Genomic DNA, 25112 nt, shown 5'->3' with positions numbered 1-25112 from the left:
AAATCATTCGTTTTTTACCATAGATTTTACGACATCAGATGCTGCAAAAAATGTGCTAATATTCCTGTGTGTTCTATTACAGGATTTACATCAATCTATGTAAAAAATTGCTGTCAAATATTAAGAAATACCTTCTTTCAAGATATTATTGAATTAGATAAACCCTATTTTGGTGCTCGTTATGTATGAGCAGCACTGCAGTGTAAGGACGAGGTGCTTCTAGAAAAACTATTGTATTTGACTTGCTCAAGTGAAAGGGAAGCATACACAGGAATTGTACTTAAGTGGTCCAAAGCTATATATTACAAGATATTATCCAATGTCATATAGGCCTTGATGATGGCAGGAGAAGATGTGCTAATTTAGTAGATATGGGCTTTTATAAGCACTTAATAGTGAATTATGGTAACAATGAATTCGCCTATGAAGAACGTCATATCAACGCCATAGAATCATTTTGGGGCTGTGCTAAAAAAGCTCATCAAATTTAATGATATTGACAAAAAGATGTTTTATTTGCATCTTAAAAATAGAGTATTGCTTTAAATATCAGCATGCTAATTAATACCTTAACTTTCTTAAATTACTCTGTAGAATTCTCTTTAATTTCTTAAACTTTATTCTAAATATAGTTTAAAGGTTTGGATAACAGTAAAGAGTATAAAAACAAAATAGCCATGTTGTCTACGAAACATCATCCTAGGATTGTTATCTGCGACTCAGTAAAGGTAGGTAAATTAAACTTATAAATCTGCTACAATTACGTCAATTTTGAATTCTCACTTTTTTCAGCTTAAGTACATATTTAGAAATGTGTACATAACTGTGTACATATTGTAGATTTTTATCATGTTTAAAGAAGATTTAGCTAGTCAGGTAAAGGTTCGTAGGACTTTTGCAATCATTTCCCACCCCGATGCGGGTAAAACCACAATGACAGAAAAGCTGTTACTTTGGGGCAAAGCGATTCAAATCGCAGGAATGGTAAAAAGCCGTAAGTCAGATCGTGCAGCAACATCTGACTGGATGGAAATGGAAAAAGAACGTGGTATTTCGATTACCACATCTGTAATGCAGTTCCCTTATAAAAATCACGTGATCAATTTACTTGATACACCGGGACATGAAGACTTCTCAGAAGATACTTATCGTACATTAACTGCAGTTGACTCAGCATTGATGGTGATTGATGGTGCAAAAGGTGTCGAAGAACGTACCATTAAATTGATGGAAGTGTGTCGTATGCGCGACACACCGATCATCTCATTCGTCAACAAAATGGACCGTGAAATTCGTGAACCATTAGAATTGCTTGATGAAATTGAAAATGTACTGAAAATCAAATGTGTGCCATTAACATGGCCAATGGGTACAGGGCGTGATTTTGCAGGGGTGTATAACCTGTTAGAAAATAAGTTCTATGTTTATAAAGCGGGTTTTGGCTCGACGATTACAGATATCGAAATTCGTGATGGTTATGACTATCCTGACTTACGTGATCGTGTTGGAGAGTTGGCATTTGCATCATTTGAAGAGTCTTTAGAACTTGTTCAAATGGCTAATGATCCTTTAGATCATGATGAATTTTTAGCAGGACGTCAAACACCTGTATTGTTTGGTACAGCTTTAGGTAACTTTGCTGTAGACCATGTATTGAATACGTTTATTCAATGGGCACCAGAACCAAAAGCGCATCCAACGCAAGAACGTGCTGTAGATGCAACAGAAGATGGTTTTACTGGCTTTGTTTTTAAAATCCAAGCCAATATGGATCCAAAACACCGTGACCGTATCGCCTTCATGCGTATTTGCTCAGGCAAATATGAAAAAGGCATGAAAATGAATCATGTACGTATCGGTAAAGATGTACGAATCAGTGATGCATTGACTTTCCTTGCAGGTGAGCGTGAGCAGCTTGAAGAAGCATGGCCGGGTGATATTATTGGTTTGCACAACCACGGTACCATTCAAATCGGTGATACCTTTACATCAGGTGAAAACCTTCACTTTACGGGTATTCCACACTTTGCACCTGAAATGTTCCGCCGTGTCCGCTTAAAAGATCCATTGAAATCTAAACAACTTCAAAAAGGTTTAAAAGAACTTTCTGAAGAGGGTGCAACACAGGTATTTATGCCACAAATCAACAATGACTTAATTGTTGGTGCAGTCGGTGTACTTCAGTTTGATGTGGTTGCGTATCGTTTGAAAGAAGAATACAAAGTGGATTGTGTTTACGAGCCAGTGAACATCAATACCGTACGTTGGGTATCGTGTGATGACGAGAAAAAATTCAACGAGTTTAAGAAAAAAGCACATGACCAACTTTCAGTCGATGGCGGTGGTCATTTAACTTATCTTGCGCCAAGCCGTGTCAATCTACAATTGATGCAAGAACGTTATCCTGATATTCAATTCCGTGCGACAAGAGAGCACTAAGTTTGGATAAACCCATTTAAAAATGTAAAAACAGCTTCCTAGTGAAGCTGTTTTTGTATCAGAATACTATGCTTCTGAAGTCGGGACTTGTGTCATGCAATTCACAAAAAAATAACATCAATATTGTGTTTAAGTACGCTGTTACTTGTAGCGTGCGATTCTAAAAAAGATAAAACCAATGCTGAGGCACAACAAACACAGCAAGATGTCGCTGAAGTGTTGCCTTATTTAAATATTCAGGAAGCAAAAGCGGATTATGCAGTACCATTTTGTGAAAAGAAAAACTGTATTGAAATCGACATTCAAACCATTAACACACAAGATGCATGGTTGAATCAGTGGATTGCCAATAATCAATCACAGGTGATTCAAGCGCAAATTGATTCGAAGCAGAACATGACTTTACAGCAAGCGATTAATGCTTTTGTGAAAAAATCGGATGCATGGCAAGCTGAATTTCCTAAAAATAAAGCCTTTGAATTGCATATGCAAACACGTATGGCTTCACAGCGTAATCAATATGTTTTACTACAAGTTTCAATTAATACCTTACAAGCTGATGTCAGCATTAAAGAGCGTCAGTATTTCTTTGTTGGGGATAGAAAGTTAAAAAAAGCATTGAGTATTCTAGATGTGATTCAGCCTAAACAACAGAATGTATTGAATAGTTGGGTGCAAGATAAATATCAAGAATGGCTAGAAAAACAGGATATTGATGTTAAAAAACAAGCACCGAAAAAGTTGTATTGGGGGCAAGCAGATTGGTTCTTTGATGGTGAAGGTGTGGGATTGCATTATCGTGCCAGTGAAATTGTGAAAGACGGGACACAACTTGATATTTATTTGAGTAAAGAACAGACTAAAAATATTTTAAAAGCAGATGTTTATCAACAAATGTTCTAAAGTTTAGTCTGTATCAAAACGTAATTTTACATTTTCAATAATGTTCTAATTCGATACAAATTTTGATTGAGGATTTGCATTGAGAAGAATAGGCTATTGAATATAGATATTTTTAAATCTCAGATAGGTTTGTGAGATGTTGAATCAAAAAAACACTTTAGCATTATCAATATTGGTCGTTGTTTTAGGAATGATGGGGTGTCAGAAAACTGACCCTAAAAATACAGATAAATCTGTAGATCAAACTGCAACATCACAAGTTGTTGATACATCAATGCTTTTACAGGGTGATACTGAAAAACTCAAATTTACTTTGCCTGAGTGCAGTGGTAATAGTTGTCCTGAATTTTCAGTGGATCGTTTGCACAGTAATCAACCTTTTGTTGATGAAATTATTGACCAAGCGATTTTGAGTAATTTAGATCGTATTTTAGATGTCGCTCAAGTCAATAAATCTAAAAAAGATTTCGAGCAAAATCAATCTTCTGCTAGTGAAATACAGGAAAATGCCAGCAAAACATCTGCCCAACAAATGCAGGATCGAGTACAGCCTTATGTGAACTCATTTCTTGAGTTACAGAAAGAATTACAAAATTTAGGTGCAAGTGGTCAACTGAGTTTAACCATCAGTCCAAAAATCTTAAATGCGGAACTGCCATTGGCTACAGTGGTATTGAATAGCAGTAGTTTTTTAGGTGGGGCGCATGGTTCTTCTGCACAAACTTATTTTAACTTCGATTTAAAAACCAAGAAGCAAGTTGAATTAGATCAAATTCTTCAAGAAAATCAAAAAGACAAGTTAAAGCAATTGGCTCATGGTGCATTTAAAGTGTGGGTTATAGATTCTAAGCTTGCTGAAAATGTGGCTGAGTATGAACAAGCTTGGAAATTCAAATTAACTGACAATTTCTATTTAGGGAAACAAGGCTTAATCCTACAATATGGTGAGTATGATATTGGGCCTTATGTGGTTGGATTACCACGGTTAACGATTCCATATAGTCAATTAAAAGGCGTATTAAAACCACAATATTTCCCAGCAGAAATGCAAGTAGATCAACCCGCATCGTCTGTTGTTGCAAATGCAAAAGCCGCTTCATAATGACTTTGTCTTTGTTTGATACGCATACCCATTTTGATGTTCCCGATTTTGATGCAGATCGGGAAGCTTTAGCGTATCAAGCAAAAGCTGTTGGTGTAGAAGGCTTAGTTTTGATTGGTTTTTTACATGAACGATTTAATGATTTGATTGATACGCATCATTATTTAAATCGTTTAGTGGATGCACCTAAAAGCTATCTTGCTCCGGGATTGCATCCTTTTTATATTGAGCAACATCAAATTGAATATTTAAATGATTTAGAACGAATTCTTAAAACCCATGATTGTGTTGCAGTGGGTGAAATTGGTTTAGACACTTTTCTAAAGCAACATCGACAAGCTGATATTTTCCAAAAGCAAAAAGATTTTTTTGCAGCACAGATTGAATTAGCACAACAATTTGATAAACCCATTCTTTTACATATTCGCAAAACTCATGCGGAAGTATTGGCAATGTTAAAACAGCATCAATTTAGTAATGGTGGAATTGCGCATGCCTTTAGTGGTGGTGTTGAAGAAGCTAAAGCTTTTATTAAATTAGGTTTTAAAATTGGTGTAACAGGACAAATCACTAATCCAAATGCCAAAAAGCTACATCGTGTAGTTGAAGAAATTGGTGCAGAGCATTTAGTCATCGAAACGGATTGCCCAGATATGACGCCGTTGTGTTGTCAGACTTCAACAGAACATCGCACTCGTAATACGCCTGTAAATTTGCCTTATGTCTTAGAGGGTTTAGCCAACACATTAGCGATGCCACAACAACAGCTTGCACAGCAGTTATGGCAAAACTCCTTAACGGCGTTAGCGTTGTCTGTATAAAATCTGCATAAAGCCTGCTTGAATTGTTTTAAGTCTAAAAAACGTAAATTTGAAAAATAACCAATTCATAACACGAATAGCTAAAATTTGGCTTACATTAGAAGAATAGTGTTGTACCTCGTACTAACCTGAATAATAAAAGTTCGAATGGAAATCATGCTCAGCCGGAGGATTCACCTATGGCAACGTATAGTCATATCAATAGTTTTAAGGCTTTAAAAGATCTAAAGGTAGGTGCGGAAGACTACCAAATTTTCAGTTTGAAAGAAGTCCAATCTACATTAGGTGATATCTCAAGATTACCCAAGTCACTCAAAGTGTTACTGGAAAATTTACTGAGATTTGAAGATGATATTACGGTGAATAAGGCGCATGTTGAAGCCATTGTCAATTGGCAGAAAACACGAAGCTCAGATCAAGAAATTCAATACAGACCTGCACGGGTTTTAATGCAGGATTTTACAGGTGTGCCTGCAGTTGTTGATTTAGCTGCCATGCGTGCAGCAATGCAAGATGCAGGGAAAGATCCCAATTTAATCAATCCATTATCACCTGTGGATTTAGTGATTGACCATTCGGTGATGGTTGATTATTTCGGAAATAAAAATGCTTTTTCTGAAAATGTCGAAATTGAAATGCAGCGCAATGGCGAGCGTTATCAATTTCTGCGTTGGGGGCAATCAGCATTTAATAATTTTAGTGTCGTACCGCCGGGAACAGGGATTTGCCATCAGGTCAATCTTGAATATTTAGCTCAAGTGGTTTGGTTAAATGAACATGATGGTGAAACTTTTGCTTTTCCAGATACCTTAGTCGGAACAGATTCTCATACCACTATGATCAATGGTTTAGGCGTATTGGGGTGGGGCGTTGGTGGAATCGAAGCTGAAGCCGCAATGCTCGGACAGCCAATTTCTATGCTGATTCCTGAAGTGATTGGTTTAAAACTAACTGGAAAATTACCAGAAGGTATCACTGCAACAGACCTTGTTTTAACCATTACCCAGATGTTACGTCAGAAAGGTGTAGTTGGAAAATTCGTTGAATTTTATGGGGATGGTTTAGCTGATTTACCACTTGCTGATCGAGCTACCATTGCCAATATGGCACCTGAATACGGTGCAACCTGTGGCTTCTTCCCCATTGATGAAGTGACTTTAGGATACTTGCGCTTAACAGGGCGAAATGCGGATCGTATCGCATTGGTTGAAGCTTACTGCAAAGAACAAGGTTTATGGCGTCATGCTGGGGACGAACCGATTTTTACGGATACCTTGTCTTTAGATATGGGTACAGTCGAAGCCAGTGTTGCAGGGCCTAAACGACCTCAAGACCGTGTTAAATTATCCGATATTCCACAAACTTTCCAAAAATTGATCGAACTCGATCTCAAACCAACCAAGAATGATCAAGAGCGTCTAATCAATGAAGGTGGGGCAGGAACAGCAGTTGATGCGAAGCAATCGGCGGTACAAGCTGAACATCCACACTGCGTGATTAATGGTAAAAGCTATCCTTTAGTGCATGGTGATGTTGTGATTTCAGCGATTACATCATGTACCAATACCTCGAATCCAAGTGTGATGTTAGCAGCAGGTTTATTGGCTAAAAAAGCAGTTGAACGTGGCTTACAACGTAAACCTTGGGTGAAAAGCTCATTGGCTCCGGGTTCGAAAGTTGTGACTGATTATCTGAAAGCATCGGGTTTAATGAGCTATTTAGATCAACTTGGATATAACTTGGTGGGTTATGGTTGTACCACTTGTATTGGTAATTCAGGGCCATTACCTAAACCTATTGAAGATGCAATTCAATGTTATGACTTAAATGTTGCTTCTGTACTTTCAGGGAATCGTAACTTTGAAGGGCGAGTGCATCCTTTAGTCAAAACCAACTGGTTGGCTTCACCGCCTTTAGTCGTCGCTTTTGGATTATTAGGGACGATTCGAAATGATATTACGGTTGAGCCTTTAGGGGTTGACGGCAATGGACAGAATGTTTATTTAAAAGATATTTGGCCATCTCAAGCTGAAATTGATGAAGTGCTACAAAAAGTAAATACGGCGATGTTCCATAAGGAATATGCTGCTGTTTTTGAAGGCGATGATCAATGGAAAGCTATTCAAATTCCAGATAGTCAAACGTATGAATGGGATGTTCATTCAACCTATATTCGTCACCCGCCGTTCTTTGATCAAATCAATCAACCGATCAAAGCCATTCAGAACATTGAAAATGCCAGAATTCTTGCAGTTTTAGGTGATTCAGTCACTACGGATCATATTTCACCCGCAGGGAATATTAAAAAGGATAGTCCCGCAGGGCGATACTTACAGGCGCAAGGTGTAGCACCGAGCGATTTTAACTCCTATGGTTCTCGCCGTGGTAACCATGAAGTGATGATGCGAGGAACATTTGCCAATATTCGTATTAAAAACGAAATGTTAGGTGGTGCTGAAGGAGGGAATACGCTCTATGTTCCGACAGGAGAACAACTGGCGATATATGATGCAGCCATGAAATATCAACATGATGGTACGCCATTGGTCATTATTGCTGGTAAAGAATATGGCACAGGCTCATCACGAGATTGGGCTGCCAAAGGAACCAATTTATTAGGCATTAAGGCGGTAATTGCTGAAAGCTTTGAACGTATTCACCGCTCCAATTTAGTTGGAATGGGCGTTCTACCTTTGCAGTTTGTAGAAGGGCAAACACGTCAAAGCCTACAACTGACAGGGCAAGAACAGCTTTCAATTCTTGGGCTTTCGGATGACATTCAACCCAATCAAATATTGCAGGTAGAAGTTAAACGCGCAGATGGCCGTGTAGATCATTTCCAAGTGTTATGTCGTATTGATACCTTGAATGAAGTGGAATATTTTAAAGCGGGCGGTATCTTGCATTATGTCTTGCGTAATTTGATTGCTTCTTAAAATAGATCGACTTTAAGTTTCAGTTTTCCAAGCCCTGCTGATCTTGCAGGGCTTTTTTTATTGCGCTTAGACAAGACACCTTTTAGATAAATGAGTAAAATACTAAGCTGTACTTTTGAATTGATGTAGAACATGACCAACCTTCTCCAAGATGATGAATATGACCGCCGCTTTGCAGGTGTAGCCAAAATTTATGGGGATGATGCATTTAATCACTATGAGAAAAGTCATGTGATGGTGATCGGTATTGGCGGAGTAGGTTCTTGGGCAGTGGAAGCTTTGGCACGTACAGGTGTTGGTGAATTAACACTGGTCGATATGGATTCCATTGCAGCATCGAATATCAATCGACAATTGCCTGCGATGACTTCTACTTTGGGACATGAAAAAATTGAAGTGATGGCAGAACGTTGCCGCTCAATTAATCCACGCATCAAAATTAATTTAATTGAAGATTATTTAACACCTGAAAATGTGAAAGAAATTTTAGAAAATGTCCCAGACTTAATTCTAGATTGTATTGATGATGTCAAAGCAAAATTAGCACTCATGCTACATTGCCGTTTTAATAAAATTCCGCTGATTGTTTCAGGTGGCGCAGGCGGAAAACTCGACCCACTTAAAATACGTGTTGCTGATTTATCAAAGACAGAACAAGATCCGATGCTAGCAAAATTACGTGCACAATTACGCTCGAAAGGGATTTGTAAAAAGCCGAAAGAGAAGTTTGGCATTACTTGTGTTTATTCAATTGATAATCCATTTTCTAGCGCTGATGTCTGTGCAAGTGCAGGTCTACGTTGTGGTGGTTATGGTTCTGCGGTGGTTGTGACTTCAAGTTTTGCCATGATCGCTGTAGCGGAAGTGTTGAAGAAACTGGATCAGATTAAAGCCAAACAATAATGATTTGTTGTTTTTATTGCTAAGTTAAGCTTGTAGATCAATATCATGACTCATTTTTCAGATCGTCCTAAACTAGATTTTAAAACGCTAGCTCTCGGGATAATTTTGATTTTCGGAATGGTATATTTTATTTATTCAACGGTTCGTCATTTTTATATTAAAAATCAAGTTAATGAAGCTAAAGAAATGATGAGTGATATGCAGTCATTATTGGTTTGGTCAATGCATCAATATCATGATGATGTGATCAAGGCTTGTCATTTTAAAAATATACAACAAGTTACTCAGTCCGCAGAGTTCCAAAATATGAATCGTATTTTAAAATTACAAGATCAAATTCGTCAGTAAACTCAATTTGTTGAGCTGATCAAAGTGAATCCTACATCTGATTTACACAGTTGCATTACCACAACCTATTTTAGAAAAGCACCAATTGTCAGTGAGTATCTTTCAGGGAAATATATTTCTTATCATTATGATTTTAAAACCAAAAAAATTAAATGTTTCACCAATATCCAAAAGCGTTCTTTAGTAAAACCATGTACACGATTATAAAATAAAGACAAAATAAAGCGAAGTAGGTGCTTCGCTTTTCTATTGCAGATCAACGTTTAAGTTACTGGGCAACACTGTGTTCTTTTAAGTAATCTTCAGTGCGTTTCATCGCTTCTTTGATGTTAAGAATCGCATTTTCAACATCTGCAAAAGTTTTAGCATTGCCACCGCTTAAAGCCTGACGCCACTTACGTGCACCAGGAAGATTTTGGAATAAACCCAAAATATGACGAGTGATAATCGACAATGGCGCACCTTCTTGCATACGCTTTGCAATATAAGGCAGCATTTGATCGATAATTTCAAAACGATCAGGCATCTCTAAATTCCACAATTGACCAATTTCAGCCAAAAGGTAGGGATTATGATAGGCTTCACGACCAATCATGGCACCATCGACATGTTCTAAATGTGCTTGTGTTTCTGCAAAAGTTTTAATTCCACCATTAATTTCAATCAGTAGGTTTGGACGTTCTTGTTTTAAACGATAGACATCTTCATAACGCAGTGGTGGAACGTCACGGTTTTCTTTAGGCGATAATCCTTGAAGCAATGCGATTCGGGCATGTACGATAAAATTATTACAGCCTGTTTTTGCTACAGTATCGACGAAGTGCAGCATTTCTTCATAAGACTGCATATCATCAATTCCAATACGGTGTTTTACCGTGACTGGAATATCGACAGCATTTTGCATTTCAGCAATACATTCAGCGACAAGATCAGGTTCTGCCATCAGGCATGCGCCAATTTTATTGTTTTGTACACGGTCGCTTGGGCAGCCTACATTTAAATTGACTTCATCATAGCCCCAGTCTTGTGCCATTTTGGTACAGGTTGCAAGGTCTTTAGGGTTAGATCCACCGAGTTGTAAAATGATTGGATGTTCTTCATTGTTATAATCGAGATGTCGATTGGCACCACCAAATAAAATAGCACCTGTCGTTACCATTTCTGTATAAAGAATGACGTTTGGGTTAAATAGACGCGCAAAGAAACGATAGTCTTTGGTCGTCCAATCCATCATCGGTGCAACACTGATTCGAGGATTCTGTGTGTTGCTTGGTTTTGATAAAATACTCATTGAAAATCAACCTATTGAATCAGTGTTGTGTTGAATTTATTTGCATCTATTTCATCTTTTTTTGCTCTTTTTAAAATTTGATTTACGCCATAAATACGCCATAATAAGTAAAAATATCATAAGGCGTAAAAATGGGTACAATCACGCAGCGTAAGTTAGTCAATGGATCAATACGCTATCGTGCTGAAATTCGAATCAATCGAAAAGATTTACCAATATATAAAGAAAGTAAAACATTTGGATCGAAGAAAGTTGCAGCAATTTGGTTAGCAAAAAGGGAAGCTGAAATAGAAGAAAATCCTGAAATTTTGTTTGGTCAAGAAGATGTAATAGATCTAACTCTTTCTAACGCTATTTCGAAATATTTGGCGGAAGTGGGAGCTGAGTATGGACGAACTAAAACATATTCACTCAAACTTATTCAGAAGTTTCCAATCGCGCGGCATGTTATCACAAAAATTAAATCGACTCATATTGCTGAACACGTGGCCCTACGCAAAAAGGGCATTGAAGATCTAGGACTTGACCCTGTTGCATCTAGTACACTCCAGCATGAGTTGTTACATATTAGAGGGGTGCTATCTCATGCAGCGGTGATGTGGGATATAGATATTGATCTAAATGCCTTTGACAAAGCGACAGCGCAATTACGAAAAACACGCCAAATTTCTTCAAGTCAGAAAAGAGATAGGCTCCCGACCAATGATGAGCTGATGGCACTTACAAAATATTTTGTACAAAAATGGCGTAATCCGAACTATAGCTATCCAATGCATTTAATTATCTGGTTTGCGATCTACTCATGTAGACGTGAAGCGGAAATCACTCGAATGAAATTAATAGATTTTGACAGGCATAACAACTCATGGAAAATACGTGATTTGAAAAACCCAACGGGCTCTAAAGGGAATCATAAGGAGTTTAATGTATTACCTCAGTGTAAAAAAATTATTGAGCTTTTATCGGAGCAGGAAGTTAGAGCTAGAATGTTGAAAAGAGGCTATGGCGATGAATATCTGATACCTCTTAGTCCAAAAACAATAGGTGGTGAATTTAGAAAAGCTTGTAAGTTGCTTGGAATAGATGATTTAAAATTCCATGATTTGAGACATGAAGGGTGTACCCGTTTAGCTGAGCAAGGTTTCACTATCCCCCAGATACAGCAAATTAGTTTGCACGATTCATGGGGGAGTTTGGAAAGGTATGTATCGGTTAAACGAAGAAAACAGACCCTTAATTTTGAGAATTCGTTAGAGCTGACTTCGTAAAAATTTCATACTCTTTAGCTTGTTCGTTGTAACGTTTGTCTAAAACAAAAGCTAAGTCAAAAATATCAACTAAGTATGGTGATTTTTGACTTTCATCTATCTTGTAGCAAATAAATGGAAATTCCTTTTTTCTCGCTTTTTCTAATATTTTTGCTTTACTTAGATGGGGGTAATACATGGCTGCCACTTGTTCAAGAGTGGGAGTCATGGTTTTAAATTGCATGAATAAATAGTCTGATAAATTCATTTTTACTGTACTCATTTGGGAACCTTTTAAAAGAATGTTAATTTTTCGAATTCTTAGTACATAGAGCTAAGGTCTAGGTAACTAAATCAACTGAAATAATTGTAAATAAGATGAAATGGGTAATAATTCTGAAATAAGGGGAACTTTTTTAAGAATACACACTTATGCCAAAACTTAACGATTTTCAAAACAGCACAGTCAGACTATTAGATTATTTATATTTTCATGATGTTGTAGCCATGCAGGGCTTCTCAGAAGAGAAGTCAAGTATATATAGTCAGTTATTAGCAGCTATTGATTTATTGGCTTATCGAAGGTCTGAAGGCGCGTTGATAAGGGAACATTACAAACATTTGTTATTAATAGGAGTAGATTTTGAGTTAACTTTTGGAAAGGGTGAATTAATTAAAGATGATATCTATTTTAAAATGCAAGAAAAATATCGTGCCTACCTAATTCAACAAATAGAGTTATTGGGTTTTCAAATAGAACATTATAAGCAAGATTTAGATGAAGTATTAATCCAAATTCCAATCCAGTCAATTACTAGTGCTGCTGCTTTTAAAATTGTAAGTCAAGTTCTATATTTTGAGTACGATAATATAACTATAGGGGTGCTTAGTAAATTTCTAGATTTTAATTTTTTAACATTAGCTAAATATCAAAAAAAGAATAAAGTCATCAATGAGAGTTTTTTAAATAAACTTTTCTATAGGGCGATGTTATTTCTAGAGTTTGACATTTTTAAAAATAACTTAATTGCAGAGTATTATTCCGAAGATCAGATTGTTAACTTAAATGATTTGGAAGATTATGAAAAAGTAGCAGCTGCCATTAAGGCTAGGGGGAAGGCCAAGTCATTAAAGGGGATTGAATATGATGGATTTTATAAGCTAAAGACTAAGAATGATCTGAAGAAGTTTCTAATAAATATTGAAGAGCGATTAGGACATAATCCCATTTTCTCAGATAGTTCGGCTAATTGGATTGCCTTAATCGGTGCATGGCATTTGATACTTAAGAAAGGTAATAATCTCGATAAACCATTGTTCAAAGAGTCCCCTCAATATATTGTGGACTCGGATATCTCATGTGCCAAGCTCGCAAGAAAAAAATTAGCTGACTTTGGTTTCTCTGTGTCTGAAAAAACTATATTTGACTGCTACGATCGTGTCTATGACATTTACACGCTTATACGTATAACTGTAGAATGCTTGGTTGAAGAAAAAATGTATGGAATGAATGAAAGAGTGTTCATTCATGATTTTTACTATAATCCAAATTCTAATGCATTCTTTAAGAAGCAGTTACAAGCAGCTAAGGCTAAACTTTAAAATATTAGAGCATGCTTATTTATACAGGTTGAATAAACAAACACTATTTGAGAGCGCTATTCAGTCCAGTTGTAAATGATTCGAATCAGTTTAATTCAGATGTCATTGAACGCCAGCTTGCTCATGCGCCAAAGAATAGAATTCGCTCGGCATATAACCGAGCGCAATATTAACCAAGGGGGTCAGTTTTTAAATGCCGTTAGGGGGTCATTTTTACACTACCGAGGCTTTGTTGTATAAATATGTAAGTATCTGATTTAAATAAATTTAACTTTGGATCAAAAAATAATCAAAACTTTTTAAATCATATAGTTATGAAATCTTTGTGCAACAAAGCCGTTTAAAAGTGCTTTAAGCAAAGTGAATATGAGCTTAAATCAATAAAATTTTATTAAGATACCTATTTTCATTAGGTCTGCACGCACAAACCCAATCTTAGTTATATAATGGACTAGATTGGGTGTGACTGGTGGAAAGATTATTTTTACAAATATAGGTTTTCTCCATCGACTGAACAGCATTCTTTGGCATAGGTTTCATTGATGAGTCTTTCGATCATTTGCTCTTCGGTCAGACCATTCTTGAAAGCTAATGTAAGCAACGCTTCTCTAGCTCTTTTAGTTAATGCGTAATAGTGAGGTTTTTTCACCTTTTTCTCCTCACGGTGCTTTTTTTGATACCACGCGTTAGATAATTTTTTTCTTAAAGCATAGTGAATATTTTCATCTTCATAATAGATAATATCAAATATTGAGTTAATTAAAGTCTCATATTCAGATACATGTGATGCATCTCTTCTGTATCTCCTAAATTCTGAGTTTTCATTAATATACTTTTTAGCCCATACAAAAAAATCAGAGCATGATGATTTAAAATGACTGTTGAATTTTGTGTATATTTTGTCAAATCGATAATATATATTTTCAATTGATCTAGAATTTTCATAATAAAAAGGGATTGTATAAGCCAGATAAAGGAGCTGGAAGTATAGATTTTTTATATCTAAAATTAAGCGATCTCCTTCTTTTTCATTCAAGACTTTGCATGCAAATTGTAAGAATCTTTGATTATCTTTAATTTTATTAAAGTCAAAAGAATGTATTGTGATTCTAGATTGAAAATCCTTTAAATCACGTAAAAAATAATAGATATCATCATCACTACTATTATTCATTTCATCAATTATAAATTTACTTATGTTCCTGAGTTTATCTAGGCTGTTCAGTTTTGCGATGTCTTTTTCTATAGCATCGTTACTCTCCCGTATTCTGCGATTGTTATCAATATTTGGGCGATGATAGACAAACAGTGCCCAGATAAGATCTTCATCTCTAAGTTGTGTCAGATGTGATTTAAGATTGTCTAGTTCAGAATTGCGCATTTTGTATCCTATTTTTAAAAAGCTTACGTCATACTTTAGGTAATAAAAACAATACTTTCTACTAAGTTTTTCACTCTATTTCCCCTTGTTTTGCACTATATTTTTAAAAGCTTTCTACTAGGGAATAAGGGTGTTATAAATAAAAAATGTTTAGGCAATATAAGTTTTTAATTTAATTTTTTTATAACTAAAATTAGGTAATAAAACGATATAGTCTAAAATTAATTTTATTCCTTAATTCTAGCTTTTAATGAGGGGTAGGGTATTAAAAAATCTTTGTGAAATACGGGAAAATTGTATTTGAGGTTTTATATTTTATTTTGATTTACTGATAATTTGGTTTATTTTAAGCTTTGGTTATTAATCTAATCGTTTATTAGTTAATACCTTGTTAAGAAGTAAAACGTATATATATACTGAATTCCCTATCTCTTATGTAACTATCACACACATAGGTTCAAACATGAGAGCTTCAATTAATCAGGCACAACTTACACTTGATATTGAGAACTTCTTAAAATGTCTAAAAAGAAGAAGTAGGGAATGGGATGAATTCTATTCACAGCTTACTAATCTGTTATTAGACTTTAATGATATTTATGATCCTGATGAGGAATACACAGGTTATCTTAAATTCTTTGTAATTCTGAGATATGACTTACAGAGAATAGATTCCGATTATTTTGATCTTATGGATGAGCTAAAGATAATTGGGTATAGAGAGATGAGAGCGTGGTTTTTAGATTTATCTGAGGATTTTGAAAAAGATTATAAGATGATCGAAAAACAGAAAGATGAAAATAAAATTGAAGTGCAGGAATATTGTGAGTCAATAATTGGTAAATATAGCCGAATATTAGTTGCTCGGGTGGACTTGGGTTATTTACAAGAACATTCTAGTCGCATCAGAGTTGAAGATATTTATAATGATTTGGATATACTGCTTAATCGTATCCAGAATAAGGATGGCATATTTAAACATGTGATCGGGTATATATGGGGAGTGGAGCAAGGCGGTAAAAGTAAAGGTTTTCATTGCCATTTAGCAATCATTTATGATAATGCCTATCGTGATGGAAGCGCGGCATATTGGGGAAATGAAATTATTGAGCTATGGAGGGATATTACTAGAGGTTATGGTCAAGGCTATAATTGCTGGAACCGTGAACGTGTAGCGAAACTTCGAAGAGAGAATAAGCTAGGGATCGGTGTGATTTATCGTCGTGATTCAATCCAAGTGACAAATTTCATTGAGGCAATGGAATACATTGCTGATCATCACAAACGTACTCTTCAATACTTACGTGTAAAGCCAAAAGGACGAAGAGTATTTGGTAAAGGTCAGTTAAGAGCGCAGTATGATAGACGCTAAATGAAAATAATCTCAGATATACATTATCTAGATGAAAACGAGTTTTTTAACTTTGCAAGGCTTGCCCATCGGTGAGCTTTTGTCATTTCTAGAGGTATATATTATGAGTTTAAATTGTCCTTATTGTTTTTCGGATCAGATCATTCAGGTTGTTAATCAGCAGGTGAGTGGTTCTGATTCTACAGGTCTAGCAGCATCAGCTTCGTTCGCAACCATCGGTGCATCCATTTCAAAGGGTTTACCTTTGCCTGTATCACCACTGCTTGGCGGGCTTGCAGGTGTAGTCATTGGTGGTCTATTCAGTAGTGTGTTTGATGAGCCGAAAAAGCCAATCACCATGACCTACTATCACTGTAATCAATGTCAGCAAAACTTTCGTTGAATTAGCATAGGAGATAAAAACGATGGCACATCAAATCGAACAAATCGCCTATGTGGGCGAAACCCCTTGGCATGGTCTCGGTAATCAGCTGAGTCCGAATCAACCACTGGAAGTCTGGGCACAGCAAGCCGGGATGGACTGGCGGATTGAATCGTCGAACGTCAGCTATATGGCACAGAATGAGCGTGGTCAGAGCATTATCATGCCATTTGAAGAACAGCGAGTGTTGTATCGTTCAGATACCCATGCACCTTTATCTGTAGTCAGTCAGCGTTATCAGGAAGTTCAGCCTAAAGAGATTCTAGAGTTCTACCGGGATCTGACTGAGCAATCTGGCTTTGAGTTAGAAACCGCAGGGGTTTTGAAAGGTGGGAAGAAGTTCTGGGCTTTGGCACGTACCGGGCAAAGTACCGCTTTAAAGTCTAAGGATGTCAGTAATGGTTATATCCTGCTGGCTACTGCGTGTGATGGCACCTTGGCAACGACAGCACAGTTCACAAGTATCCGAGTAGTCTGTAACAACACTTTGGCGATTGCCTTACGTGGGCAGAGCAGTAGTGCAGGTGTAGTGAAGGTTCCACATAGCACCAAGTTTGATGCAGAGAAAGTGAAGCAGCAATTGGGTATTTCAGTTCGTGCCTGGGATGAGCACATGTATGAAATGAAACAACTCACACAGCGTAAGGTGAGTCAGCAGGAAGCCAAAGCTTATTTTGATGCCGTATTCAACAACAGCACCATGTCAATTTCCGATCCTGAAGAAAACATTATTCAGTTCTATCGTAATGTCGCGCAGCAAGCTCAGGAGAAAAAGCCTGAACCGAATGGTCGTGCCATGAATAAAGCTTTAGAGATGTTTAATGGGCAAGGACGAGGGGCTGATCTTTCATCTACCAAGGACACAGCCTATGGCTTACTGTGTTCGATCACGGAATTTGTGGATCATGAACGACGTGCCATGAGTACAGATCACCGTCTTGATTCAGCTTGGTTTGGTGCAGGAGCAGGTCTTAAGCAACGAGGATTAGAGCAAGCACTTGCTTTGATCGCCTGAAATTAACTGACTCACTTATGTCGAAATCAAGTCATCCCAAACAAATGCTCATCAGAGCACTCATGTAACCCCTCTCAATTAAAACAGCAAACAAATCGCCATACCCGACCTCGCGTCGGGTATGGCTTTTTTATGCATTTCTTTTACAGAGATCAGAATTTATAAGGATAATTCCATGAATCAAATTGTATCTATTTCCCATCAGCCTACGACGGTAGGATCAAAGATCGTAGTCAATCCAACCATCACCACCAAACGCTCAACAGCAGCCAAGCGATTGGTTAATACCAAAGGGATGGAATATCAGGACTGGCTTGAAGTTCGTAAACAAGGTATCGGTAGTAGTGATGCCGCGACTGCCTGTGGTCTTAATCCCTACATGTCGATGCTGGAACTGTGGCTAATCAAAACGGGCCGTCAAGCTCAGTCTATTGAAGATGAAAGTTCAGGTGTAGCACCGCTGTATTGGGGCAAGCAGCTGGAACCTTTGGTGGCAGAGTTCTATAGCATGCACACCCATAACAAGGTGCGACGGATCAATGCAGTACTTCAGCATCCTGATCCCGATAAACACTTTATGTTAGCCAATCTGGATTACAGCGTGGTCGGCAGTGATGACGTTCAGATCCTAGAATGTAAAACAGCAGGTGAGCATGGAGCAAAATTGTGGCGTGATGGTGTGCCTTTATATGTGCTATGTCAGGTGCAACATCAACTGGCCGTAACTGGTAAACAGGCAGCGCATGTCTGTGTGCTTATTTGTGGGCATGAAACCAAGATCTTCAAAGTGACACGGTCTGAATCAGTGATTGAGCATATTGTTCAAGCAGAACAATATTTCTGGGAATGCGTGGAAACGGATACTCCTCCATCAGTCGATGCCAGTGAATCCGCAGCTAAAGCGATTCAACAACTCTATCCAGCGCATGTACCTTTAACGGTAGAGGATCTTTCGCAAAATGAAAATGCCAATTTGATGTTCGATCAGCTCATCAAAATGAAAGAAGAGATTCAGCATCAGCAGGAACGCTTTGACCAGCTTAAACATGAAATCCAGATGATGATGCAAGACAAGGAAAGGGCAGTCTTTGCAAATGGCTCAGTAGTCTGGAAGAAAGCCAAGGATTCTATCAGCCTCAATACCAAAGCATTGCTTCAGCACCAGCCTGAACTCATCGAGCTTTATCCACTTGAAAAGCAGGGCAGTCGTCGATTCAACATCTATACCGACTAAGCCCTATCTACAGCACCCAATCAAAAATTCACAAAAATCGCTCCCCGCTCTCTACCCTTCGGTAGAGAGCAAATCGGTCGCGATTTCTGTAGCACTTTATCTGGCTCTACATTCTTTGGGTAACTTATTTGGTCCTTGTTCCGACCTACATACATAGACCCAAATTTGTAAAGTAATACATTAAGGAATATCAACATGATTAAAGGTTTAGCAATTACTCCACCAATCCTGGGACGGATCAGTATCGGTCGTATGATCGAAAAGAATGGCAAACGCCTACCGGAAAAGGATGACCAGTTCACCATTACTTCCCAGATTCAAAGCAAAGAGGGATGGGTGAAACATCCACTGGATGAACAGCTTCGAGCGAATACTCCTAATCAAAAGCTGCGCTCCATCCCCGTCAGAATGATCTTTAATGATCCTGACTTAAACCTACGTGCTGAATACACCTTATTTGACCGACAGACTGGCCGTCCGGTCTGTGTCGGTAATGGAGAAACCTGCCAACGTTTAACCAATCAAGGCGTGGAGCAACATTCCTGTCCATCCCCTGATTTATGTCCATTGGCTCAAGGAGGGAACTGTAAGCCCTATGGGCGTTTGCATGTGAACTTGGATGAATCCGATGAATTTGGAACTTTTATCTTTAGAACTACAGGGTTTAACAGTATTCGAACTTTGGCTGCACGGCTGAGTTATTACCATGCGGCATCAAATGGTTTGCTGTCTTGCCTCCCATTGCAGTTGATATTGCGTGGTAAGAGTACGACACAGAGCTATCGTCAGCCAGTCTATTACGTGGATCTGACTTTAAGGGAGGGTATTAGCCTGAATGAAGCGATTATTCAGGCGCAGCAAATGGATGACCAGAGTAAACAAGCAGGGTTTTATCAGGAAGCTTTGGACTTTATCGCAAGGAAGGGTTTTGCGAATGGAAGGATGGACGTAGACATGGAGGAAGGCTTGGAGGTAGTTAAGGAGTTTGATATAGATGAACTTATTGAATCTGAACCCCTGCAAACTAGAACCAAAAAGGGATCTAAATCAGGGCCTAAGTTCCATCAGGGAGAGGGTGTTGTACAAGAGATTCAGAAAAGCTTGCAGCAGAATGTACGGGTTGTAAATTAAAAAAACTTAAAGAGAACAGCGAGTTCTCTTTAGTTTATTTATTTTTTTGCTTATATTAACAAATAAATAAGATGATTGAACCTAATACCAAACGATACCAAGCAAAAACTTTTAAAGTATGTTTTTCTACAAATTTAACCATGGCTTTTACCACAAGCAAAGCTGCGATGAATGCGGTTACAAAGCCTACGGAAATATTCAATAAATTTTCTGAAGTTAAAACATCAACGTTGCGAAATATGTCATAAGTAGCGGCACCAAGCATTGTTGGTATGGCAAGGAAAAAAGAAAATTCAGTAGCTGCTTTACGTGATAAACCCGCCAACATCCCCCCAATAATGGTTGCACCAGACCGTGAAGTCCCTGGAATCATCGCAAGACATTGAACCAAACCAATAACAATGGCCTGTTTGAATCCAATATTGGTTGCCTCAATGGTTTGGACTTTAAAATTTTTAGCTTCTACAGCAAAAATTAACAGTGCACCAATAATCAGTGCAGATGCAACAACCGAAGGACTGAATAAAACTTGTTTAATAAAATCAACAGCTATAACTCCGATCACTACTGCAGGAATAAATGCAATGAAGACATTTATCGCAAAACGTCTCGCATGGTAATCACCTGATATAAAACCATGTAGTAGATTAATAATTTTTTTACGGTAGAGCCAACAAACGGCTAAGATTGCGCCCAGTTGAATGACAACTTCAAAGACACGGCCTGAGTCTGAATGAAAATCAATTAAATGGCCAAATAAAATTAAATGACCAGTACTGGAAATGGGTAAAAACTCCGTTAAACCTTCTATAAAACCTAAAAATAAGGATTTAAGTACTGAAATTATATCCATAAATAAAGTGAGTCACAGAATAATAATAGCCATCACTTTTAAGATATTTTTCTGCATTTATAAATTCACTGAGCCAAATTTTTACGCTTTCTTTACGCGGCATCCAAAGTTATGGATAGAGACTTTACGGTTTTATTTTTCATACTAGATAGTGGAATATCCCAATGCTTAGGATGAAAAACATGAGTGCGGTCATTCACGCGCATCAGCAGGTACAGCATCAAAAAAATTGCGTTGTACAAAACAATCAAAATATATCTTATTTCAACTTCTTTAAGCAGATTTCAGCTCTGAAACATAGGAGTGAAATGCCATGTTAGAGTTTGCTTTGCTTTTAGGCATCGTCTTTGTTCTGGCTTATCCCTTGGGTAAATACCTCGCAGCAATTATGCACAACCGCGATATGAAAATTGATCCTCTATTCAATTGGATTGAAAAGCCCATTTACGCGGTTTTAGGAATCAATCCCAAACGGGGGATGAATGTCAAAACCTATTCATTCAATTTTGTCATGAGCTGTGCAGTGATCGGTTTGGTGACTTGGACTCTATTTATGGTTCAAGCTAGCCTGCCGTTGAACCCAAACCATGCACCGAATATGTCATGGGATTTGGCGCTGCATACCATGATTTCGTTTCTGACCAACACCAACCAGCAGCACTATTCAGGACAGGCGCAACTGTCATATTTATCGCAAATGGTCGGCATTGTCGGCTTGCAGATCATCACGCCGATGATGGGCCTGGCGATGGTGGTGGCTACAGTTCGAGCACTGTTCTACAAACAATCCAATGCACTTTCTGAAACCGATCAACAGACCAGCTTTAAGCATAAAGTGCAGCAAATTAATGTCGGCAACTATTGGGCCGATGTGATTCGTCCGACGTTCCGCTTTCTGATTCCTTTATGCATGGTTTGGTCATTATTGCTCACTGGCCAAGGCGTACCATCGACTTTTCAAGGCGGCCCAGAAGTTCAAGTCATCGACCAAAGCAGCGAATTAACAACGCAAAAAATACCTTTAGGCCCTGTTGCGCCCATGGTAGCAATTAAGCAATTGGGCAGTAATGGTGGTGGCTGGTATGGTCCGAACAGCAGTGTACCTTTGGAAAATCCGACACCATTGTCAAACTTTCTGGAAATGCTTGCGATTTTACTGATCCCTGTTTCGGTGATTTTTATGCTGGGCTTTTTCACCAAACGCGCCAAATTCGCAGGCTTGGTCTTTGCTTCAATGCTGCTGATGTCGATCATTTCTGCGACTAGCGCTATCTGGTCAGAAAGCCTTTCATCGACTTCGACATTGCTTTCCGCCATGGAAGGTAAAGAAGTGCGTTTTGGCGAGGCATCATCTGCTTTGTGGTCAGCGGTCACCACCCAAGTCAATAACGGCTCAGTGGATATGATGCATGATTCATCTGCACCGCTCACAGGTATGGTGCAATTGTCCAATATGCTGATCAATGCCATTTGGGGCGGAATAGGCTGCGGTTTGCAGCAATTCATAATTTATCTGTTTTTAGCGGTCTTTATTGCAGGCTTAATGACCGGCCGAACCCCAGAATTGTTTGGCCGCAAAATTGAAGCCGGTGAAATCAAGCTGCTCGCTGTTGTGATTTTGATCCAACCCATCGTCATTCTTGGTTTAACCGCAATAACTGTATTTTTCCCTGAATTGACGGGCAACAGTAATCCGCAATACCACGGCATTTCTCAAGTTCTGTACGAATATGTGTCTGCATTTGCCAACAATGGCTCAGGCTTTGAAGGGCTATCAGACAATACCGTGTGGTGGAATGTCACATGCGGTATTGCTTTATTGCTCGGCCGTTTCCCGACATTAATTATTCCTTTAATCATCGCTACACGTTTAGCTGCCAAACGCCAAGCACCTGAAAGCAGCGGCAGTTTAAAAGTCGAAACGCCAACATTCGCACTGACTTTAATTGCCATTGTGGTGATGTTGACCTTATTGCAATTTATGCCAGTCCTGGTCTTGGGGCCAATTGCTGATCATCTGTTATTGGTTCAAGGTTAAGGGTGAGTACAATGAATCATTCAAAACAAACTGTTCAAACACAGCAAAACACTATCGCTTCAACCTTATTTCAAGCTGAATCATGGAAAAATGCCTTTATTAAACTGCTACCGCAGCATGTGATTAAAAATCCGGTGATGGCCATCGTTTGGCTTGGGACGCTGATTACACTGGTTAGTACAATTTTGGGGCAAGCCAGTCTGGTTTTTGGCTTATTGGTGACATTGATTTTATTTGTGACTGTTCTCTTTGCCAATTATGCTGAAGCCCTTGCCGAAGCTAAAGGCCGCGGACAGGCGTCATCCCTGCGTCAAGCGCGTCAAAATTTGACGGCGCGCCGGATCCATTCTAAAGATGATATGGATGGGGTGCAGATTTCAGCGGCTGAATTGAAAATGCATGACTTGATTGAAGTGCGTGCAGGGGAATTCATTCCCGCAGATGGTGAGATCATTCAAGGCTTTGCTACGATCAATGAAGCTGCTGTAACAGGTGAATCTGCGCCGGTACTGCGTGAAGCGGGCACGGATAAATCAGGGGTGATTGGGGGAACCAAAGTCTTAACCGACCGGATTATCGTTCAAGTGACGGCAGAGGCGGGAAATAGTTTCCTTGATCGAATGATTGCTTTGGTCGAAGGCTCAAACCGTCAAAAAACACCGAATGAAATAGCTTTAGGTATTTTACTGACCGTGATGACTGTGACTTTTATCATCGTCGTGGTCAGCCTGCCGTTGATTGGACATTTCCTGCATATTGAAATCAGCCCGATTTTATTGGTGGCGCTATTGGTTTGCTTAATTCCAACCACCATCGGCGGTTTATTGCCAGCTATTGGAATTGCAGGGATGAACAGAGCGCTCAAAGCCAATGTGATTGCCAAATCAGGCAAGGCGGTTGAAGTTGCAGGCGATATAGATGTTTTACTACTCGATAAAACCGGAACTATTACTTACGGTGACCGTCAGGCGACTGCTTTTTATCCCTTAACAGGAGTGACGGAGTCTGAACTTCGCCAAGCGGCGGTACTGACTTCTTTGGCCGATCCAACGCCAGAAGGTAAATCGGTGGTTGCTTTGGCCAAAGAGCAAGGTGAAAGAGTGGCCGAGCCTGAACAGGCTGAATTTATCGCTTTTAATGCGTCCACACGCATTTCAGGCCTTAACTTGGCGGATGGTCATCAAGTGCGTAAAGGCGCTATGGATGCCATTCTTAAATTCGCTTCGCAAAACCTTGAAAATCATGCCGAATTGAAAGCGCGCGTAGAACAAATAGCTTCAAAAGGGGCAACGCCGCTGGTCGTGGCTAAAGACCAGAATTTGTTGGGTGTCATTGAACTATCAGACGTGATTAAGCAAGGCATTAAAGAAAAATTTGCGCGCTTACGTGAAATGGGCATTAAAACTGTGATGGTGACCGGAGATAATCCGCTCACAGCAGCGGCCATCGCAGCAGAGGCTGGTGTGGATGATTATATCGCTGAAGCGAAACCAGAAGATAAACTCACATGCATTCGAACCGAGCAAAACAAAGGACATTTGGTAGCGATGGTCGGTGACGGTACTAATGATGCACCGGCGTTGGCCCAAGCAGATATTGGCTTAGCCATGAACTCGGGAACGCAAGCAGCCAAAGAAGCAGGCAATATGGTGGACTTAGATTCTGATCCAACCAAATTGCTATCTGTGGTTGAAATAGGCAAACAGCAGCTGATTACTCGCGGTGCATTAACCACCTTTTCCTTGGCGAATGATGTATCAAAGTATTTTGCAATTTTGCCGGCATTATTCGTCGCGGCAATTCCGCAAATGCATGTGTTAAATGTCATGCAACTAGGCAGTTCTGAAAGTGCCATCCTGTCTGCGCTGATCTTTAATGCGATCATTATTCCTCTGCTGATTCCAATTGCACTGCGCGGTGTGAAATTCAAACCTTCGACATCTACCCAATTATTGCGCCGCAACATGCTGATTTATGGTGTGGGCGGGGTGCTGCTACCGTTTATTGCCATTAAAGCGATTGATCTGCTGATCAGTCCAATCTTGGCCCTATAAATTTTTTGAGGATGACAAAGT

At 38.8% G+C, this 25112-nt stretch carries 21 protein-coding genes and 1 pseudogene; 17 read left to right on the top strand and 5 right to left on the bottom strand.

All coding sequences use genetic code 11. The features are described from left to right. Positions 1-846 precede the first annotated feature (846 nt). The 5 genes from GGG_RS0113460 to acnA all read left to right on the top strand — a co-directional run bounded on the left by GGG_RS0113460 (position 847) and on the right by acnA (position 8201). The gene (locus tag GGG_RS0113460) at positions 847-2439 is read left to right on the top strand and encodes a peptide chain release factor 3 (protein WP_029574590.1); all 1593 of its coding nucleotides are present in this window, start codon (positions 847-849) and stop codon (positions 2437-2439) included. Positions 2440-2577: 138 nt separating this feature from the next. Then, a complete protein-coding gene (locus GGG_RS0113455) occupies positions 2578-3342 on the top strand; it encodes a hypothetical protein (RefSeq protein WP_034599531.1) in 765 nt (254 codons plus the stop codon). A gap of 136 nt (positions 3343-3478) precedes the next feature. Beyond that, positions 3479-4444 carry an RsiV family protein gene (locus tag GGG_RS0113450; protein ID WP_010115622.1) on the top strand — a complete coding sequence of 322 codons (966 nt, stop codon included), beginning with the start codon at positions 3479-3481 and terminating at the stop codon, positions 4442-4444. Further along, positions 4444-5265, top strand: coding sequence for a TatD family hydrolase (locus tag GGG_RS0113445; protein ID WP_029574589.1), 822 nt, complete (start codon positions 4444-4446; stop codon positions 5263-5265). Before GGG_RS0113450 ends, GGG_RS0113445 begins: the two co-directional genes overlap by 1 nt. A gap of 179 nt (positions 5266-5444) precedes the next feature. Further along, positions 5445-8201, top strand: coding sequence for an aconitate hydratase AcnA (gene acnA / locus GGG_RS0113440; RefSeq protein WP_010115618.1), 2757 nt, complete (start codon positions 5445-5447; stop codon positions 8199-8201). On the opposite strand, the gene GGG_RS21055 is transcribed toward acnA, so the two are convergent. Further along, positions 8198-8335 (bottom strand): hypothetical protein, encoded by a 138-nt coding sequence (locus tag GGG_RS21055; protein WP_157998082.1) that lies wholly within the window; start codon positions 8333-8335, stop codon positions 8198-8200. The genes acnA and GGG_RS21055 overlap by 4 nt on opposite strands. Between GGG_RS21055 and GGG_RS0113430 the strand changes: the two genes are divergently transcribed. Together GGG_RS0113430 and GGG_RS21380 are read left to right on the top strand one after the other, a co-directional pair. Beyond that, entirely contained in the window at positions 8334-9104 is a 771-nt protein-coding gene (locus GGG_RS0113430) for a ThiF family adenylyltransferase (RefSeq protein ID WP_010115616.1), read from the top strand. The two genes, GGG_RS21055 and GGG_RS0113430, sit on opposite strands and share 2 nt — an antisense overlap. A 117-nt stretch (positions 9105-9221) precedes the next feature. Further along, entirely contained in the window at positions 9222-9452 is a 231-nt protein-coding gene (locus GGG_RS21380; RefSeq protein WP_227500502.1) for a hypothetical protein, read from the top strand. Positions 9453-9720: 268 nt separating this feature from the next. Here the strand turns inward: GGG_RS21380 and dusA are convergent, their stop codons facing one another. Further along, a complete protein-coding gene (gene dusA / locus GGG_RS0113420) occupies positions 9721-10743 on the bottom strand; it encodes a tRNA dihydrouridine(20/20a) synthase DusA (RefSeq protein WP_010115613.1) in 1023 nt (340 codons plus the stop codon). Between the two features lie 131 nt (positions 10744-10874). On the opposite strand from dusA, the gene xerC reads away from it, so the two are divergent. Continuing rightward, complete coding sequence (xerC, locus tag GGG_RS0113415; RefSeq protein ID WP_010115612.1) at positions 10875-12011, top strand: tyrosine recombinase XerC; 1137 nt, start codon at positions 10875-10877, stop codon at positions 12009-12011. Here xerC and GGG_RS0113410 read toward each other — a convergent pair. Continuing rightward, a complete protein-coding gene (locus GGG_RS0113410; protein ID WP_029574588.1) occupies positions 11977-12273 on the bottom strand; it encodes a pyocin activator PrtN family protein in 297 nt (98 codons plus the stop codon). The two genes, xerC and GGG_RS0113410, sit on opposite strands and share 35 nt — an antisense overlap. Positions 12274-12422: 149 nt before the next feature. On the opposite strand from GGG_RS0113410, the gene GGG_RS0113405 reads away from it, so the two are divergent. Next, positions 12423-13592 carry a hypothetical protein gene (locus GGG_RS0113405; RefSeq protein WP_010115610.1) on the top strand — a complete coding sequence of 390 codons (1170 nt, stop codon included), beginning with the start codon at positions 12423-12425 and terminating at the stop codon, positions 13590-13592. Between the two features lie 50 nt (positions 13593-13642). Next, positions 13643-13765: pseudogene (locus tag GGG_RS21375) on the top strand (integrase); the annotation flags it as partial. A 311-nt stretch (positions 13766-14076) separates the two neighbouring features. On the opposite strand, the gene GGG_RS0113400 reads toward GGG_RS21375, so the two are convergent. Next, entirely contained in the window at positions 14077-14973 is an 897-nt protein-coding gene (locus tag GGG_RS0113400; RefSeq protein ID WP_010115609.1) for a hypothetical protein, read from the bottom strand. Positions 14974-15436: 463 nt separating this feature from the next. Here GGG_RS0113400 and GGG_RS0113395 point away from each other — a divergent pair, with 463 nt between their 5' ends. The 5 genes from GGG_RS0113395 (at position 15437) to GGG_RS0113370 (ending at position 20146) form a co-directional block, all read left to right on the top strand. Next, positions 15437-16345, top strand: a complete 909-nt coding sequence (locus tag GGG_RS0113395; protein WP_010115608.1) for an inovirus-type Gp2 protein — start codon at positions 15437-15439, stop codon at positions 16343-16345. Positions 16346-16448: 103 nt separating this feature from the next. Further along, complete coding sequence (locus GGG_RS0113390; RefSeq protein ID WP_029574587.1) at positions 16449-16727, top strand: hypothetical protein; 279 nt, start codon at positions 16449-16451, stop codon at positions 16725-16727. A gap of 22 nt (positions 16728-16749) precedes the next feature. Continuing rightward, positions 16750-17781 carry a DUF932 domain-containing protein gene (locus GGG_RS0113385; protein ID WP_010115604.1) on the top strand — a complete coding sequence of 344 codons (1032 nt, stop codon included), beginning with the start codon at positions 16750-16752 and terminating at the stop codon, positions 17779-17781. A gap of 175 nt (positions 17782-17956) precedes the next feature. Beyond that, positions 17957-19015: a YqaJ viral recombinase family protein gene (locus GGG_RS0113380; protein WP_010115602.1), complete on the top strand. Its 1059-nt coding sequence runs from the start codon at positions 17957-17959 to the stop codon at positions 19013-19015. Positions 19016-19210: 195 nt separating this feature from the next. Beyond that, the gene (locus GGG_RS0113370; RefSeq protein ID WP_010115600.1) at positions 19211-20146 is read left to right on the top strand and encodes a hypothetical protein; all 936 of its coding nucleotides are present in this window, start codon (positions 19211-19213) and stop codon (positions 20144-20146) included. 55 nt (positions 20147-20201) lie between these two features. Here GGG_RS0113370 and GGG_RS0113365 read toward each other — a convergent pair whose 3' ends face one another. Next, entirely contained in the window at positions 20202-20999 is a 798-nt protein-coding gene (locus GGG_RS0113365) for an undecaprenyl-diphosphate phosphatase (protein WP_010115598.1), read from the bottom strand. Between the two features lie 313 nt (positions 21000-21312). Between GGG_RS0113365 and kdpA the strand changes: the two genes are divergently transcribed. Continuing rightward, complete coding sequence (gene kdpA, locus GGG_RS0113355; RefSeq protein WP_010115596.1) at positions 21313-23037, top strand: potassium-transporting ATPase subunit KdpA; 1725 nt, start codon at positions 21313-21315, stop codon at positions 23035-23037. Positions 23038-23048: 11 nt separating this feature from the next. Then, positions 23049-25091, top strand: a complete 2043-nt coding sequence (gene kdpB, locus GGG_RS0113350) for a potassium-transporting ATPase subunit KdpB (protein ID WP_010115594.1) — start codon at positions 23049-23051, stop codon at positions 25089-25091. The last annotated feature ends 21 nt before the right edge of the window (positions 25092-25112 follow it).

Source organism: Acinetobacter sp. P8-3-8, assembly GCF_000214135.1.
Lineage (GTDB): Bacteria > Pseudomonadota > Gammaproteobacteria > Pseudomonadales > Moraxellaceae > Acinetobacter.
The sequence above is the reverse complement of the archived record's forward strand: the minus strand, read 5'-3'. Positions and strand labels throughout refer to the sequence as shown.